A 14,404-nucleotide genomic window follows, 5' to 3' on the forward strand; every position below is an offset into this window, starting at 1 on the left:
TTATACTGTATAATTTCCAGACACTTGTATTTTTAATTTTTGATTATTTTCTGCTTCTAAAGCCAATCTTCTGATGATTTCTTTTTGCTTTTTAGTGAAAACTGTCATATTGGCTTGTAAAAAATAATCTAGATATTGCACTGTCGCATCTGGGAAAATGATGTGACCAACTACATTTTTTCCAGTAAGCTTTAATTTAGTAACAAAATCAACAGGTTTCCCATCCAGTTTTAAAGAATCTAAGTTGGAAAATAAAATCAGCTTGAATAAACCATCTTGAATATCAGAAAGTTTAGGTAAAGATTCTTTTGAAGAGTTTTTGGATTCTTGAATTATATACATATCATTATCAAAAACTATTTCATCAGGAGTTAAATAGTAAATTCCCCCTAAATAATTCTCAATACTAAAAGTTGCTTTTAATCCATCTGCTAAATATTCCAGTTTGTGAGAAGTCATAGCTTCACGCTTACTAGCGTTCTGGGAACCTTTAAGAGAAATATTTTTAAAGTGTTCAAATTCTTCTGTAATTTTCTGTAAATAATTGTCCATCCCTACTCGCGCATGAATTATGACTCCAGTTCGATGAGAAATATCATCATAAGAATTCAGGGCTTTTTCAAAGATTTGCAAAAACTTTTTTTCAAATAAATTTTTATTCCAGTGCAAAGCACTTTGACGATAGGCTAATATTTCATGAATTTGATTGTTTACGAATTCATGGTTAAACTTTTGATTAGTAAGTTTATCCCTGGTTGCTTGTCCTTTTTTATTACTTTTTTGTGCTGTTTCATAATAGGCAAGTACAATATAAATATTCAGTAGATTCATCCAAGAAATTGTAGAGTATTGAATGATATCTCTATCTCCATCTTTACCCTCATCTTTAATTACTGGAATGATAGTTATAATTTTAGATGAATTATATGTAGCATAAATCCTTGCAAATGGATAACTTCTGGTTCTTTTTGGTGAAACCCACTTAGAATACGCAACTTCGGTTATAGGTGACTTTATTAATCCAGAACCACTTGCTTCATTAATATCAAAACTATCTATATTAATTTTATTTAACTTTTCACCTAAGTAAGTTTTATAAGTTACTCCTTTGATAAATCCTGTAAAATGTATAATCTCAGCCATTAATGCACCATTTTCTCAAATTATGAACAGCAAAAAAAGATATCTTTCGGCTCTGATTTTATTCGCTCTTTGCACCAGCATTAGTAGTTGTGCTACTAACAATACGGCTGATAATGGTCAAAGTCAAATTTCAACACCAACAACCATAACAAACGGCGAATCTCCACCTAGCAAAGTTGAGCCATATTCCACTACAAAATCTCCTAGTCAAGAGACACCTACTTCAAATTCTAAAGCTGTCTCTGGTAAAACTACCAATGTTACCCTATACACAAGTGATGAACAATGTCAAGTCTTAATTCCTAAACCAGCTTCAGTATCAGCAGATGAACCCATGACGGAAGCCATTGGGAAAATCATAGAGCAAAGAGATACAGCGGACTTTAGCTTGTCTGGGTATCGAGTTAATGTTAACAATGGTGTTGCTACCGTTGATTTACGAATTGCTCCTGATTCAAAGCGGCAAATAACTTCTCTTTCTAGTTGTGAACAGTTTGCGCTGTTTGGTAGTCTCCGCAAAACCTTAACTAGTAACGCCCAATGGAAAATTAAAGATGTCCGTTTCACAGAGCGAGATAAAGAAATTGCTCTCTAATGAAGGTGCAGAGTATCTAGGACGAAAATCATATTACTTAACTGATTCAAGTTGGACAGATTAGCTAAAAAGGTTTAAAATCTAAATAATTAGAGTAATTTTACCTATTGCTCAATGTACCCAAGCATAGTAAAGATTTTCTAGTGATTATGCCCAGATACAGAATTACACTATTAAGATAAAAAAGTCTTTAGTCAAGGAGGGCAAACACATGGATGTTAAGCTGATTTTAGTAGGATTAACCGTTATATTTACTATTTCATGCTTATTTTTCGGCACGAAGAACGGATTTTATGATTCAGATAACTATCATGGCAACGGTTCTGCACATTGATAGAATTCATTGATCTTTTGTGGGGTTAAGGCTCTTCCTGTGGGTGTTATATCAATTCACTTAATTAAAGCTACAAATGAATCTCCGGATCACCGCGTCTATCCATTTGTATCAATTTTTAAGTGAAACAGTATTAGTCTAAATCAAGACTTGAATACTGTGATTAATCTATCAAAGGCGGCTGGCTTAGTCGTGTCTGCCTGTGGACGGGGAGAAAAACCGACAGTCCCGGAAGAAGCAGGAAGTAAATCTCAATGTCTGGATAATTTCTAGCGTTGTATTATTTTTATGGAGCAGGAGAGCATGAGGGATGATCTGTCGTTATCCTCTCACCCTGATACTGGGGAAGCGCCTAGTGAATTAGAGTGTTTTCCCTACAGTGTCCAACATCAGGATGAAGGCTTATGTTTATTAGTGCGGATGGGACCACACCGCATTTTGTTAGATTGTGGTTTGGCGGATATTTCATTGCTGACGGGAGAATTGACTAAATCGACAGCGCGGGGTTCCGAGCTACCAGCAGATGTAGTATTAGTTAGTCATGCTCACCCAGATCATGCTAGAGGTTTGCTGGGGCTAAATCAAGCTTTTCCGCATTTACCAATTTATGCCAGTGAAGTAACTAGTAAGTTATTGCCGCTAAATTGGCCAGAACAAGAGCCTGAAGGAATTCCGGCATTTTGTCAGGCGCTGCCGTTGCGATCGCCTATAGAAATTCAAGAGAATCTGGTGGTAGAATTATTCCCTGCTGGTCATATGCCAGGGGCGGTGGCTATTCTGCTGACTTATCATACCCAGCACCGAGATTACAAATTACTTTACACAGGGGATTTTTTCTTATCCAATTCCCGGCTAGTAGATGGATTACGGTTGGAGGAATTGCGGGGATTAGATTTAGATGTGCTGCTAATTGAAGGTAGCTATGGCACATCTCGCCATCCCCACCGCCGCAATCAAGAAAATCAACTAGCTGAAAGAATTCATCGCGCCATTACCGCCAGTGCGTCAGAGGCGATCGCAGATCATTATTCTGTGATTCTCCCTACACCTGCTTTAGGGTTAGGTCAAGAACTACTGATGCTGTTACGCTCTCATCACCATTTTACCGGACGAGACTTAGATATTTGGGTGGATGGGGCTGTTGCTGCTGGCTGCGATGCCTATTTAGAACTTTTATCTCATCTACCGGCATCAGTCCAGAACTTTGCTCGTCATCAACCTTTATTTTGGGATGAACGAGTCCGTCCCCGTGTGCGGCGGTTGAAGGCAGAAAATCTAGCGACTCTGGGCAGTTCACCCTGTATTCTCCTCACTGACTCTACAGCGGATTTGGCGAAATACTGCCAGCCGAACACAGGCCCTTGGCTGATTCTGCTGCCAGAAAAAATTGATATAAAAGTTAATCAAGAATATTTAGCAAAGACTACTGTTGAAAGCTATCTGATGGCTCAACATAGTGATGGACCAGGTACAACACAGCTAATTCATAATTTACGTCCCCAGCACGTTGTTTTTGTTCACGGTTCTCCTGCCTACTTAGCCGACTTGACTAGCTTAGAAGAGCTACAAAATCGTTATCATGTGCATTCTCCGGCGGCTGGTATTTTAGTAGAACTGCCCATTGGTGAGACATTTTTACAACCAGCTGCTCCAGAAACTAATTATGAAGGCGAGTTAACAGAGTTGGGAACAGTAATTACAATCACCCTCCCCGATGCGATTACAGCTGATCAACGTTGGCGACAATTTGCAGATACAGGTTTAATAGAAGCCCGTTGGCAAGGGGAAGAATTAGTCTTGCGGGGGTTGTCTCAACGAGAACTGCTCAACCAAAATAAAGATCGCTGTACATGGTCTGAACTAGAATGCTGTGGTACGTGCCGATACCAAAGAGGACAGCGGTGTTGGAATGCCGCCGCCCCATTGTATAACTTCAAAGTTACCCTTGAAGGTTATTGTCCAGCCTTTGAGAGGCTATCTAATCATGAGTCTTGAATCAGGATTGGCGATTCAAAACTCAAAACTTACTCAGATATAATTAGTCTGGATTTGAGTCTGTGTATGGGTTGCGGATACGCTCCGCCTCAGGACAATCTTCAGTCATGAGAGGTTCCACATTACCCCGTGGTACGGAAGCTAATTTTTGCGTTACAGCGCCAATGCTTTCTAGGCGAACCATCTCTTCCCAAGAACAAACTTCGTCTTCTTCGTCTGTTTCATAGCGTAGAGTCACTAAATCACCCTCTATATCGATGATGCGGGCCCGCTCTATCCAGCGTTGCTGATCCCGCAAAAAAACACATACCTCCCGCCCGTCGCAACACAGTTGATAAATCTTGCGGTGTAGCATGTACTGCTTCTGCCTTTTTAAACAACGTAGTTAAACCTGTCAAAATTCGGGTTTTACCCCAGTAAAATACACCCTTAAGAGGTCAATTCTACAGTTCAGAACTAGTACAAGGTGGCAGAAATCAATCTACAATTCAAAATTGATAAAAAACTTAGTTCATAAGATTTGGGAATTTTGAATTTTGTAGATACTCTGTAGACGCAAAGCGACTTGGTGAGTATTTTGAATTCCGCGTAGGCATCGCCTCTCGCAGAGAAGCGGTACTAGTTAAGTCTCTTAACCCAATCTAACAATAACTTGGTTGTAGTAGTTAGATATAGGGAAAGCTTGGGTCATAAACATATGGTGACTGTATCAGTTGAATTCAATCTCTTTTGGGGCAATGCTAGAGAATGTCTACTTCATAGAAGTCAAACAATTCTGGATTTGTCCTAACCAGGTTAATATGTGGTGGTGATTCCTTACTACCGTTATGTAATAAATAGTACTGCAAAACAAGCGATGATTGCGGTTGTTTGAGTTGCCTACTTGTAGTCATTGGCATTTCTAGGAAGTCTGGGGACTTGGCTGTACTTTTAACCCTTAATGTATTTGATCTTAACTCATTCTGTGGCTTACCTTCATTGTTTTCAACAACAATACCTGAAGAGTTTTGAGTTTTTATTTGTAACCTGTGATAATACAACCGTATTTTACAGACTCGATTGATGTCAAGTGTATTTTTGCCATCTACTTAGTAGTGTGGCGGCAGACAAAAGGTATTGTAGTAGTCTTAATTAATGTTAACCTGCAATGATTCCCAAACAGGCAGGCAGTAAAATTCTATATTCGGATCATTCCGGCTGTATATTAAATTTTGTGGAGCAATTGTTAGTGAGATTAAGTGAGATTAGTTGAGGATAGGGAATTTCATCAGGTTTTTGGACGAAGCTTCTCGCTTAATTTTACCTGTGTGAATGGCTTCGTATAGAGATTCAATATCTTTTAAATCTTCTGGTTGATAGCACTTGGTCTCTAATACCTGACGCAGTAAACCCTCAGATTCAACACTAAGATATCCAGTTTGGAAAGCAGATGCGATAAGTGTACGAATCATGATAAATAGGGCATAATGAAAGGTTTATCAGTCCTAGTATGAAACATTTGCTTGCTAATTACATTGATATAGAACAGTAAAATCCAGTGATTGTCATTACATTATTATTGTGATTTCAATCACGAAAATCTTACAAGAATACTATGATTTGCAAGGCTCTCACGGAATTACTTAGAAGTTAATACTACAAAAAAAGTGGTTATTTAATTGAAACGGTTAGCGAATGGTTCGTATTTAAATATACAGATGCATCAACACTTTAAGTAATTTTTATTACTTAAAAGTACAAATTGCCAAAATATTTAATCAGGGTAAAAACTGCCGGAAATCCTCATCCCTTTGACTTAATTGCACCCAATCTAAGTTGAGAGTTTGGAATTTTTGTACCAAGCGATCGCACGCTGGGCGTTCAGTGGCATAATGTCCAGCATCTATAAGAATGAGTTCCTTGTCTCTACTTTCTTGGAATTGATGGAACTTACAATCAGAGGTAAGATAAGCTTGAGCTTTGGTTTTGACAACTTCGGAAATAAAACCTGCACCCGAACCACCCAAAACCGCAACTCGTGAAATCTTTTGCTGCAAATCAGCCGTAGGGGAAAAAATCAACTTTGGCGGATTCAGTCGAGTTTGAATGGTGGTCAATAATTCCTGTAAAGTCAGAGATGGTTCCAGCATTCCTACACGTCCATAACCTAAACCTGCTTGGGTAGGGACTATGGGAGATACTGCTTGCAGTTGTAGCATTTGTGCTAAAACATCCGCTGTGCCATCTTTTACCTGATCAAAATTTGTATGAGCGCTATATACACCAATTTTGTGAGTAAAAGATAACCGCACCATTTCTGTAAGTGCTTCCCCAGTGCATAAAGATTTGAGGGGATGAAAAATCAGAGGATGATGGGCAAAAATCAGATTAGCATTCAGAGATATCGCTTCTTGCATTACCGCTAACGTTGGAGTCAAACACACCAACACCCTTGCTTCTTCCGGCAATACACCTGGTTCAATCTGCCAACCACAATTATCCCAGCTTTCACACCAAGCGGGATTTGCCCATTCTTCAAACCAGTTAATTAAATCAGCAATTTTCATAGATATTTTAGGCACAGTCATCCGTAATTATATCAAGCGCTATGTTGTTAATTGTTAAGATACATCGTACTTTATCTAAAGCTAAGATGAACTTTTTACACCAGGAGTGCTGAATGTGGGTTAAAGATTTATAGTTAGGGAACCACACGGAGACAGGGGGGACGCGGAGACGCGGAGAGTTTTTTTTGACAAGTCATTAAGCGAACATGAAATCAAATCGGCTTGATATCTACTGTACTGGTAGCTTATCCAGAAATGTGAACTACCAACTCTCTTGTTTGACTGCGCTGACGATGTTCCCAAATATAGATGCCTTGCCATGTTCCCAACACTAAATAACCATTATTAATAGGTATTTGTTCGGAAGTATGAGTTAAAACTGTGCGAATATGGCCTGGCATATCATCTGCACCTTCGGCATCATGGATATAATGGTTGCCTTCTGGGACTAATTTAGCCATGAAATTTGCTAAATCTATTAATACATCAGGATCTGCATTTTCTTGAATGACTAAACTGGCAGAAGTGTGACGCAAAAATAAAGTACAAAGTCCAGTTTTTACTCCTGATTCGGCAACTATGGCGGCGATTTTGGCGGTAATGTTTTGAAATGATTTCCCAGTAGTGGAAACTTTCAATAATTTTTGGTAATGTGTCATACCAATTTTAGATTTTAGATTTTAGATTGAGAAGTATTTCTTCAATATTATCTACATTGATTGAAAATAATTTATCACAGATTTAGCTATAGTTTCGTTTCCATCTTTAGCTAAGGGTTGATTTTGTTTTGGTGGTTGGGGTGAGTCATGAAGAAAATCCCAATTTCCTTGAAAGAAATCTTTGGGGTTGATGATTTGATGTTGGTTGTAATTTTTTATTCCTTCTAAGAGTAAAACAGCTTCAGCAAAATCATCACGAGGGATGGTAATAATAGGTAATTCTAAACGCGTAGCTTCTGCAAAAGTACTATAACCTGGTTTAGAAATAACTCGTCCACAAATTGGCATAAAATCAACTGGACGATATTGACGATTTGTCACTTTAACTAAGTTTGGTAAATCAGGTGCTGAAGAATCAAAAGTGATAAATTGCCAATCGGAAAACTTATCAATATTATTATAAGGAATTTCCTGTAAACCTAAACCACCAAAGGTAAGTAAAATAGTTTTTTCTAGCGGTGCTGTTATTCCCCAATTAGCGCGTAATTCCTCAGCAGGGAAGTTTGGAGAACTACCTGTTAAACCCACATCTGTGATATTAGCAAAAGCTGGCATAGATTCGTGAAAGGGAAAACGAAACAAGCGATCGCTTTTTGCATACCAATCATTAATCCAATCAGCAATTTCTATAAATTCCCCACCCCAATCTCGATAAATAAAGTCCCAACCAAAGTTACTCATCATCCAGCAGGGAATATTTGCTGCTTTTGCAAATCCAGCTGCGAGAAAGGGAATATCTGCCAATATGAGATTAACACGATTTTGACGAATGAAATTAACTTCAGATGCAATTAAAGAATTTTGATTTTTTTTAATTTCTTTTAACTTGGCTAAGGTTGCTGATTTATCCATCGTTAAACTATCAGTTTGGATGACACCTAAATCAAATGCCCTTTGACGGAGGATAAAATCACCTTTTATATAAGATTCTAACAACCAGCGGGGAGCAGTGGTGACTAATATTAATAATATTTCTGGACACAGTTTTTGAATTGTTGCAGCTATTGATGCGGTACGGGTAGCATGGCCAAAGCCGTGATTGGTGATGGCTATATATAGGATAGGGCGTTCCATTTTAGGTTTTAGGTTTTGGGGTTTTTACCGCAAATAAAAAAGATGCGGAGAACTTGTTTAATTTTGAATTGTGAATTGTTTGATTGCTGTGATTAATTGGTCAATTTCTGATTCTAAAGTTAGATAATGAACGCTGACGCGGATACAATTTGGATTAGCAATTGTTCGAGTTAAGATTTTTTGCGCTTCTAAAAATTGTACTAACTTCAAACTAGGCTGATTGTTGGCAAGTTGAAAAGATACTAAACCGCTTTCGGGTGGGGAGTTCTTTAAACATTTAACTTCCGGTAAATTTGTCAATTTACGCCAAAGATATTCACTATTATGGCAAATTTGCTCATATCGTTCTGCTGCTGTTCCCCATTTTTGATGGATTGCGATCGCTTCCCTTAATCCCACATACAATGGAGTTGCTAGGGTAGACACTTCATATCTTCGCCCATCTGGTTGCCAATTAACTGGTTGCGCTTGAATATTGGTAATTATTCCGTCCAAACCGATAAAAGTCGGTTGCAAACTTTCTCTCGCTTCTGGACGCACATACAAACCACCAACACCAGCAGGACCGCATAACCACTTATGACCGGTGAAAGCATAGAAATCTACACCCAATTCCGTTAAATTTAAAGGTAGAACACCCACCGATTGTGCAGCATCTACCAACAGCAAAGAATTGTTATTCCTGCATATTTCGACAATTTTGTCAAGAGGCAAAACTTGTCCTGTATTCCACAAGACATGACTTAAAACCACAAGCCTGGTATTGGGGCGTAAATTTTCGGCAATAATAGAGAGAGGATCACCCTCATTTAAAGTTGCCTTCAGGGGACAAATAGAAACTTCTACAGCGAATCTGCGGCTAATTTCCTGAGCAGTAGCAATTACTCCGGGGTGTTCACAATCAGAGAGTAATAGATGATCACCAGCTTGCCAATTGATACCCCACATCCCAATATTACAGCCAATTGTGACATTACCCGTGAGAGTAATCGTGTCAAATGGTACATTTAACACAGAAGCGATCGCTTGCCTAGTAGTTTGCATTTGGGGTGAAATCCAAGCATAAGCCTCAGTTCCAAACGGACCAATATCCTGAATATGAGCTTGAGTTTGGGTAATAGCATCCATAGCCCCTTGAGGCATTGGTCCTTGTCCACCATAATTAAAATAAACCTTATTCCCTAAAGCCGGAAATTGGGCGCGATGGTGATGCAACATAGTGAATTTTGGATTTTAGATTTTAGATTTTAGATTTTAGATTTTAGATTCGCCATTTAGCAGGAAACCCCATATTAATACTATTCCCCCCTACCTCCTACACACTTCCCAGTCAAAAATTACCTATTTTCCTTCTTCCCTCTTCCTTCTTCCTTCTTCCTTCTTCCTTCGCGCCCTTCGCGCCTTCGCGGTTCATTAAATCCATATTCAAGTAACTTCGGCCGTCTATCCTAAAAACCCATAATTATTGTTAGCTTAAAAGGATGTTAATCAATGCTGAAAACCTACTCCAATATCAACGCTGTAAACGGCGGCCTTTTTTAGATACTCACGGTGACTATAACCAACGAGTAGTTACCCATGAATTGCTGGTGAAAGTACAACAAGACAAAATTGCTCATCAGCAGAGTGTAATGGAAAACTTGGAGTATCACCAACCTGAATATCCCCGAAAAAACTGGCAAGCCGGCGCAGCAGCAACCATAGAATTAATGCAGCAAGGGGTTGATTTCATTCATCGCGGAGTGTTATTAGCCAATTATGTAGACAAATATACCTTACTGAGTCGTCCAGATTTACTTGTCAAACAACCAGGAAAATCATGGCTTGGAGATTGGGTTTATGTTCCCTTGGATATTCAACTAGGTAAACGTCCTAAACAAGAATATCAAGTTGTTGCGGCTTTTCACGCCGAAATTTTGGCGGCTTTACAGGAAAATATACATCAAGAAGCTTGGCTGATTTTGCGGAATAAAGACTCGACCTATGTGGTAGATGTGGATAAATGGATACCACAAATGCTGGAGATTTTGGCGGAGTATGTTCAAATGATAGAGTCACCAGAACCGCCAGAGGTATTTATTGCTCGGCAAAAATGCAATCTCTGTCACTGGTATAATCATTGTTATGCGATCGCACAATCTCAAGAACATCTTTCCCTATTGCCTGGTGTAACACCGATTCGCTACACTCAACTACAAGCTTTATCGACTACTACACTGGAAGCATTGGCGAATACGAGTTCTAGCAGTTTAGAAAACTTGATTGGGTTTGATGCTGATGTTGCATCTAAATTAATAGTCCAAGCAAAATCAACTTTTACCAAGCAGCCCCTAGTCTTACCATACCCTCTTCCTGGAGAAGAACTGACATTTACAGCTCCAATCGAGCTATATTTCGATATTGAAGCCCAACCAGATTTAAACTTAAATTACCTGTTAGGGGTTTTGGTAGTGGATAGACAAGCTAACAGCGAACAGTTTTATTCATTTTTAGCAGAAACACCAGCCCAAGAAGAATTGATTTGGCAGCAATTTCTAGATTTAGTCTGGCAATATCCCCAAGCCCCAGTATATCATTTTTGCGCTTATGAATTTGATACCGTCAAACGGTTAGCAAGACTTTACCGCACACCGCACACTTCAGTACAGCCCATACTCAATCGCTTTGTAGATATTTATGAACAATTAACCCAAAGCGTTGCTTTACCAATCGAAAGTTATGCTTTAAAAGCGATCGCACGTTGGTTAGGATTTGAGTGGCGTGATAAAGAAGCTAGTGGTGCTAAATGTATCTACTGGTATGATCAATGGTTAGAAACAAGCGATCGCACTTTACTAGAACTCATCCAACGATACAACGAAGACGACTGCCGCGCCACCCGTAAAGTTAAAGATTGGCTAGTCAACTTTTTTCAGAACGAATATGCTAGACATTTGGCGTAATTACTTGACAGCATAGTAGTCCATATCATCTTCAGTAAATTCATGCAGCTTCTTAAAAAACTCTGGAAACCGCCACCAGTTATTTACTTTCTCATCCTGATTACAATTATTACATTATTTATCAGTAATTTTGCATCTGCATCAGTGATAGTATCTGGCATCGAATTTATTGGTGAAGCCACCTTACCTACTGGTTTATCCTTCCAAAAAACCGAAGTTGGAGGATTATCAGGAATTACCTATGATGATAAAACCGACCTTTATTATGCCATCTCCGATGACCGAGGAGAAAAAGCACCTCCGCGTTTTTATACACTCAAAATAGACCTTAGCCAGGGTAAACTCACAAAAAATGGAGTTATACCTGTAGCAGTAACTACCCTCTTAAATGCTAATAATCAACCTTTCACAAAAGGGATTACAGATACAGAAGGTATCGCTTTAACCAAAAAATCAACTGTTTTTATTGCTTCTGAAGGAGACGTTCAGCAGTTAATTAATCCTTTTATTCAAGAGTTTTCCCTAGCTTCTGGCCAGTTAAAAACCACTTTACCCATACCAGATAAATTTTTACCAGATCCCAGAGGAAAGAAAGGTGTCCGCAATAACCTAGCTTTTGAAAGTCTCACTATCACACCTGACGAAAATTCCCTATTTACAGCCAGCGAAAATGCTCTAATTCAAGACGGTGAAGCTGCTAAATCTGGATCTGGTACACCTTGCCGTATTTTGCAGTATAACCTGTTAACTAACCAGCCAGAAAAAGAATTCCTATACCCAACAGAACCTGTCACACCTGTATTTAATTTGACAGGCAGGTTTGCTAGTGGACTACCTGATTTACTTGCCCTCGATAATCAAGGACACTTATTGACTATAGAAAGGTCTTTTACTGGCTTGGGATTTGCAATTTTCCTATTTCAAGTTTCCTTAGATAACGCTGATGACATTCACAATATCAATAGTATGGTAGCTGTTGATACACCATTAGTTCAACCAGTCACAAAAAAACTGTTATTAGATTTGCAAACTCTAGATGTAGCTTTAGACAATATTGAAGGCTTAACCCTAGGTGCAAAACTACCAGATGGTGAACCTTCTTTAATACTGATCAGCGATAATAATTTCAACGGACTACAAACCACCCAAATACTAGCCTTTAAACTCAAAATAGCATCCCCATTAACCAAGTTCTGGAACCTGCTGCAAATCCATGGAACTCAATAACTGCTAATTACGTATAATTACTCATGATCTTGGGCATATTGACTGCTATTTGATATAATTTAAGTATGATTACTGCTAACAGACACTGCAAAAATATGTTACATAAGATTAGGTAAGTTTTACATACTTAGCAAAACTAAAAGGGAACATCAAATCCCTTTTCAAGATTTAAAATAAAAAACTGTATTTATGGATTTTGTGGTGCATCATAACATCTAGGATATGAATGAATATAAAAATGAATCAGACATCTACATTGGGAAATTATTAAACAACCGCTATTTAATTAAAAACTTACTTGGTAAAGGGGGAATGGGTAGAGTTTATCTAGCTGAAGATGTGAGCAGAAGCTGTATGTTGGTTGCAGTTAAAATACTCTCTTTAAATATAGCCAATCAGCAAACCGCTCAACGCTTTGGTAGAGAAATTTTTATTGGCGCTCAATTAGGTAGAAAAAGTCCACATATTACGCGAGTTTTGACTTATGGAATCACTAATGAAAGAATACCATTTTACGTTATGGAATATCTATCTGGGAAAACCATAAAACAAATTCTTAAAATTGAAAGTTTAACTATTCCCAAATTTATAGAATTTTCTCAGCAAATTTGTTTAGGATTGCATTGCGCTCACCAAGGAGTAACATTAGATGGCAAAATTTATCCCGTTATTCATAGAGATATTAAACCAGAAAATATATTTATCAATAATCATGGTAAAAAATCAGAAATAGTCAAAATCCTTGATTTTGGCATTGCCAAATTTTTAACAGAGAGTAGTGGAATGACAATGACTGAATCTTTTATAGGTAGTCTACCTTACTCTTCTCCAGAACATATGCAAGGAGAAAAAATATTAGATGTGCGCTCTGATATTTATAGTTTGGGAGTGTTGATGTTTGAAATGTTGACAGGAAAACATCCATTTTATACAACAAATCACTCTTTTAGTATTTGGTGTAAACTTCATTGTGTTCAAAATCCACCGACATTTGAAGAAGTTAATCCCCAAGTTAAAATCCCTTATGAATTACAGCAATTAGTCAGACGTTGTTTAGCAAAAAATGTAAATGGTAGACCCCAAAATATCCGCGAAATATTGGATAATTTAGCCAAAATCAAAACAGAAATTAATCAAAATGATTTCAGCAATACTACTGTCAAACTAGTACCTTTAACATCAACTTCTGAAAAGGAATGTTGGCAGAAACATTGGCCTAAAAATAAACCACTTGCCTTAATTTGTTTCCCACAGCTTTTACAAACAACAAAAGGCAATATAGCAACTTTTTGGGCGATGTTACCGCAAACAGAAATCATTAAATTTAAAGAAAAAATATATACAACTGAATTTATTAGTAAGATGGATAACTACCCAATGGTGTTATGGGTAACAATGCTTTATGATGATCAGTCTTCAATCACAAGATGGCTATCTCATTACTTAGACCTAAAAGACATTAGGGAGGAAAAAATATTACGGACTTTAGCAGTAACAGGTTACTATCATCTGCTATTTTTCGCCCGTGAAGAACCTCAGAAATGTTCCCACGTCCAAACTTTTATTCTTACAGCTCAACAGCGGCAGACTCTAGCAGATAACCTAAATCAAAATTTTGACGAAACGAATATTTCTCCCAGCCAAGCAAAAAGCATTCTTAAAATGGAATATGAAAAACTCAGATTAGCAGTTAGCCAAAAACTAAATACACAAGAACCAAAATCTACAGTTATTTTCAAATCTTGGCTAGTAAAATTATTTGATTTATTTAAATCTTCATCATAAATCTAGCCATATTAATCAATTAATTAAAATTTTCTCATTTCAAT

The 14,404-nt window shown here is 37.9% G+C and carries 13 protein-coding genes; 5 read left to right on the forward strand and 8 right to left on the reverse strand.

The window, feature by feature from the left end; all coding sequences use genetic code 11:
- Entirely contained in the window at positions 1–1,143 is a 1,143-nt protein-coding gene (locus ANA7108_RS0113690) for a hypothetical protein (RefSeq protein WP_016951368.1), read from the reverse strand.
- Between the two features lie 22 nt (positions 1,144–1,165).
- On the opposite strand from ANA7108_RS0113690, the gene ANA7108_RS0113695 reads away from it, so the two are divergent.
- Positions 1,166–1,738, forward strand: coding sequence for a hypothetical protein (locus ANA7108_RS0113695; protein WP_016951369.1), 573 nt, complete (start codon positions 1,166–1,168; stop codon positions 1,736–1,738).
- A 637-nt stretch (positions 1,739–2,375) separates the two neighbouring features.
- Positions 2,376–4,067: an MBL fold metallo-hydrolase gene (locus ANA7108_RS0113700; protein WP_016951370.1), complete on the forward strand. Its 1,692-nt coding sequence runs from the start codon at positions 2,376–2,378 to the stop codon at positions 4,065–4,067.
- A 43-nt stretch (positions 4,068–4,110) separates the two neighbouring features.
- Here ANA7108_RS0113700 and ANA7108_RS0113705 read toward each other — a convergent pair whose 3' ends face one another.
- From ANA7108_RS0113705 to ANA7108_RS0113730, 7 genes are all read right to left on the reverse strand, one after another.
- A complete protein-coding gene (locus tag ANA7108_RS0113705; protein ID WP_016951371.1) occupies positions 4,111–4,422 on the reverse strand; it encodes a DUF6679 family protein in 312 nt (103 codons plus the stop codon).
- 385 nt (positions 4,423–4,807) lie between these two features.
- On the reverse strand, positions 4,808–4,960 hold the full coding sequence (locus ANA7108_RS30515; protein ID WP_192815429.1) for a hypothetical protein: 153 nt from the start codon (positions 4,958–4,960) through the stop codon (positions 4,808–4,810).
- A 351-nt stretch (positions 4,961–5,311) separates the two neighbouring features.
- Positions 5,312–5,518 carry a hypothetical protein gene (locus ANA7108_RS0113710; protein ID WP_016951372.1) on the reverse strand — a complete coding sequence of 69 codons (207 nt, stop codon included), beginning with the start codon at positions 5,516–5,518 and terminating at the stop codon, positions 5,312–5,314.
- Between the two features lie 306 nt (positions 5,519–5,824).
- Positions 5,825–6,613, reverse strand: coding sequence for a Nif3-like dinuclear metal center hexameric protein (locus tag ANA7108_RS0113715; RefSeq protein WP_016951373.1), 789 nt, complete (start codon positions 6,611–6,613; stop codon positions 5,825–5,827).
- 245 nt (positions 6,614–6,858) lie between these two features.
- The gene (locus tag ANA7108_RS0113720; RefSeq protein WP_016951374.1) at positions 6,859–7,272 is read right to left on the reverse strand and encodes a secondary thiamine-phosphate synthase enzyme YjbQ; all 414 of its coding nucleotides are present in this window, start codon (positions 7,270–7,272) and stop codon (positions 6,859–6,861) included.
- 51 nt (positions 7,273–7,323) lie between these two features.
- On the reverse strand, positions 7,324–8,406 hold the full coding sequence (locus ANA7108_RS0113725; protein ID WP_016951375.1) for a hypothetical protein: 1,083 nt from the start codon (positions 8,404–8,406) through the stop codon (positions 7,324–7,326).
- 57 nt (positions 8,407–8,463) lie between these two features.
- Positions 8,464–9,624, reverse strand: coding sequence for an aminotransferase class V-fold PLP-dependent enzyme (locus tag ANA7108_RS0113730; RefSeq protein ID WP_016951376.1), 1,161 nt, complete (start codon positions 9,622–9,624; stop codon positions 8,464–8,466).
- Between the two features lie 263 nt (positions 9,625–9,887).
- Here ANA7108_RS0113730 and ANA7108_RS0113740 point away from each other — a divergent pair, with 263 nt between their 5' ends.
- From ANA7108_RS0113740 to ANA7108_RS0113750, 3 genes are all read left to right on the forward strand, one after another.
- Positions 9,888–11,348 (forward strand): TM0106 family RecB-like putative nuclease, encoded by a 1,461-nt coding sequence (locus ANA7108_RS0113740; RefSeq protein WP_016951378.1) that lies wholly within the window; start codon positions 9,888–9,890, stop codon positions 11,346–11,348.
- Positions 11,349–11,390: 42 nt separating this feature from the next.
- Positions 11,391–12,575, forward strand: a complete 1,185-nt coding sequence (locus ANA7108_RS0113745; protein WP_016951379.1) for an esterase-like activity of phytase family protein — start codon at positions 11,391–11,393, stop codon at positions 12,573–12,575.
- A gap of 222 nt (positions 12,576–12,797) precedes the next feature.
- Complete coding sequence (locus ANA7108_RS0113750; protein ID WP_016951380.1) at positions 12,798–14,360, forward strand: serine/threonine-protein kinase; 1,563 nt, start codon at positions 12,798–12,800, stop codon at positions 14,358–14,360.
- The last annotated feature ends 44 nt before the right edge of the window (positions 14,361–14,404 follow it).

Source organism: Anabaena sp. PCC 7108, assembly GCF_000332135.1.
In the GTDB taxonomy this organism is placed as follows: Bacteria; Cyanobacteriota; Cyanobacteriia; order Cyanobacteriales; family Nostocaceae; genus Anabaena.

Bases quoted from the DNA above. Each gene is read 5' to 3' on its own strand.
- ANA7108_RS0113705 (WP_016951371.1), bottom strand. From the start codon at position 4,422: ATGCTACACCGCAAGATTTATCAACTGTGTTGCGACGGGCGGGAGGTA.
- ANA7108_RS0113745 (WP_016951379.1), top strand. From the start codon at position 11,391: ATGCAGCTTCTTAAAAAACTCTGGAAACCGCCACCAGTTATTTACTTT.
- ANA7108_RS0113720 (WP_016951374.1), bottom strand. From the start codon at position 7,272: ATGACACATTACCAAAAATTATTGAAAGTTTCCACTACTGGGAAATCA.
- ANA7108_RS30515 (WP_192815429.1), bottom strand. From the start codon at position 4,960: ATGACTACAAGTAGGCAACTCAAACAACCGCAATCATCGCTTGTTTTG.
- ANA7108_RS0113725 (WP_016951375.1), bottom strand. From the start codon at position 8,406: ATGGAACGCCCTATCCTATATATAGCCATCACCAATCACGGCTTTGGC.
- ANA7108_RS0113690 (WP_016951368.1), bottom strand. From the start codon at position 1,143: ATGGCTGAGATTATACATTTTACAGGATTTATCAAAGGAGTAACTTAT.
- ANA7108_RS0113710 (WP_016951372.1), bottom strand. From the start codon at position 5,518: ATGATTCGTACACTTATCGCATCTGCTTTCCAAACTGGATATCTTAGT.
- ANA7108_RS0113700 (WP_016951370.1), top strand. From the start codon at position 2,376: ATGAGGGATGATCTGTCGTTATCCTCTCACCCTGATACTGGGGAAGCG.
- ANA7108_RS0113695 (WP_016951369.1), top strand. From the start codon at position 1,166: ATGAACAGCAAAAAAAGATATCTTTCGGCTCTGATTTTATTCGCTCTT.
- ANA7108_RS0113715 (WP_016951373.1), bottom strand. From the start codon at position 6,613: ATGAAAATTGCTGATTTAATTAACTGGTTTGAAGAATGGGCAAATCCC.
- ANA7108_RS0113730 (WP_016951376.1), bottom strand. From the start codon at position 9,624: ATGTTGCATCACCATCGCGCCCAATTTCCGGCTTTAGGGAATAAGGTT.
- ANA7108_RS0113750 (WP_016951380.1), top strand. From the start codon at position 12,798: ATGAATGAATATAAAAATGAATCAGACATCTACATTGGGAAATTATTA.
- ANA7108_RS0113740 (WP_016951378.1), top strand. From the start codon at position 9,888: ATGTTAATCAATGCTGAAAACCTACTCCAATATCAACGCTGTAAACGG.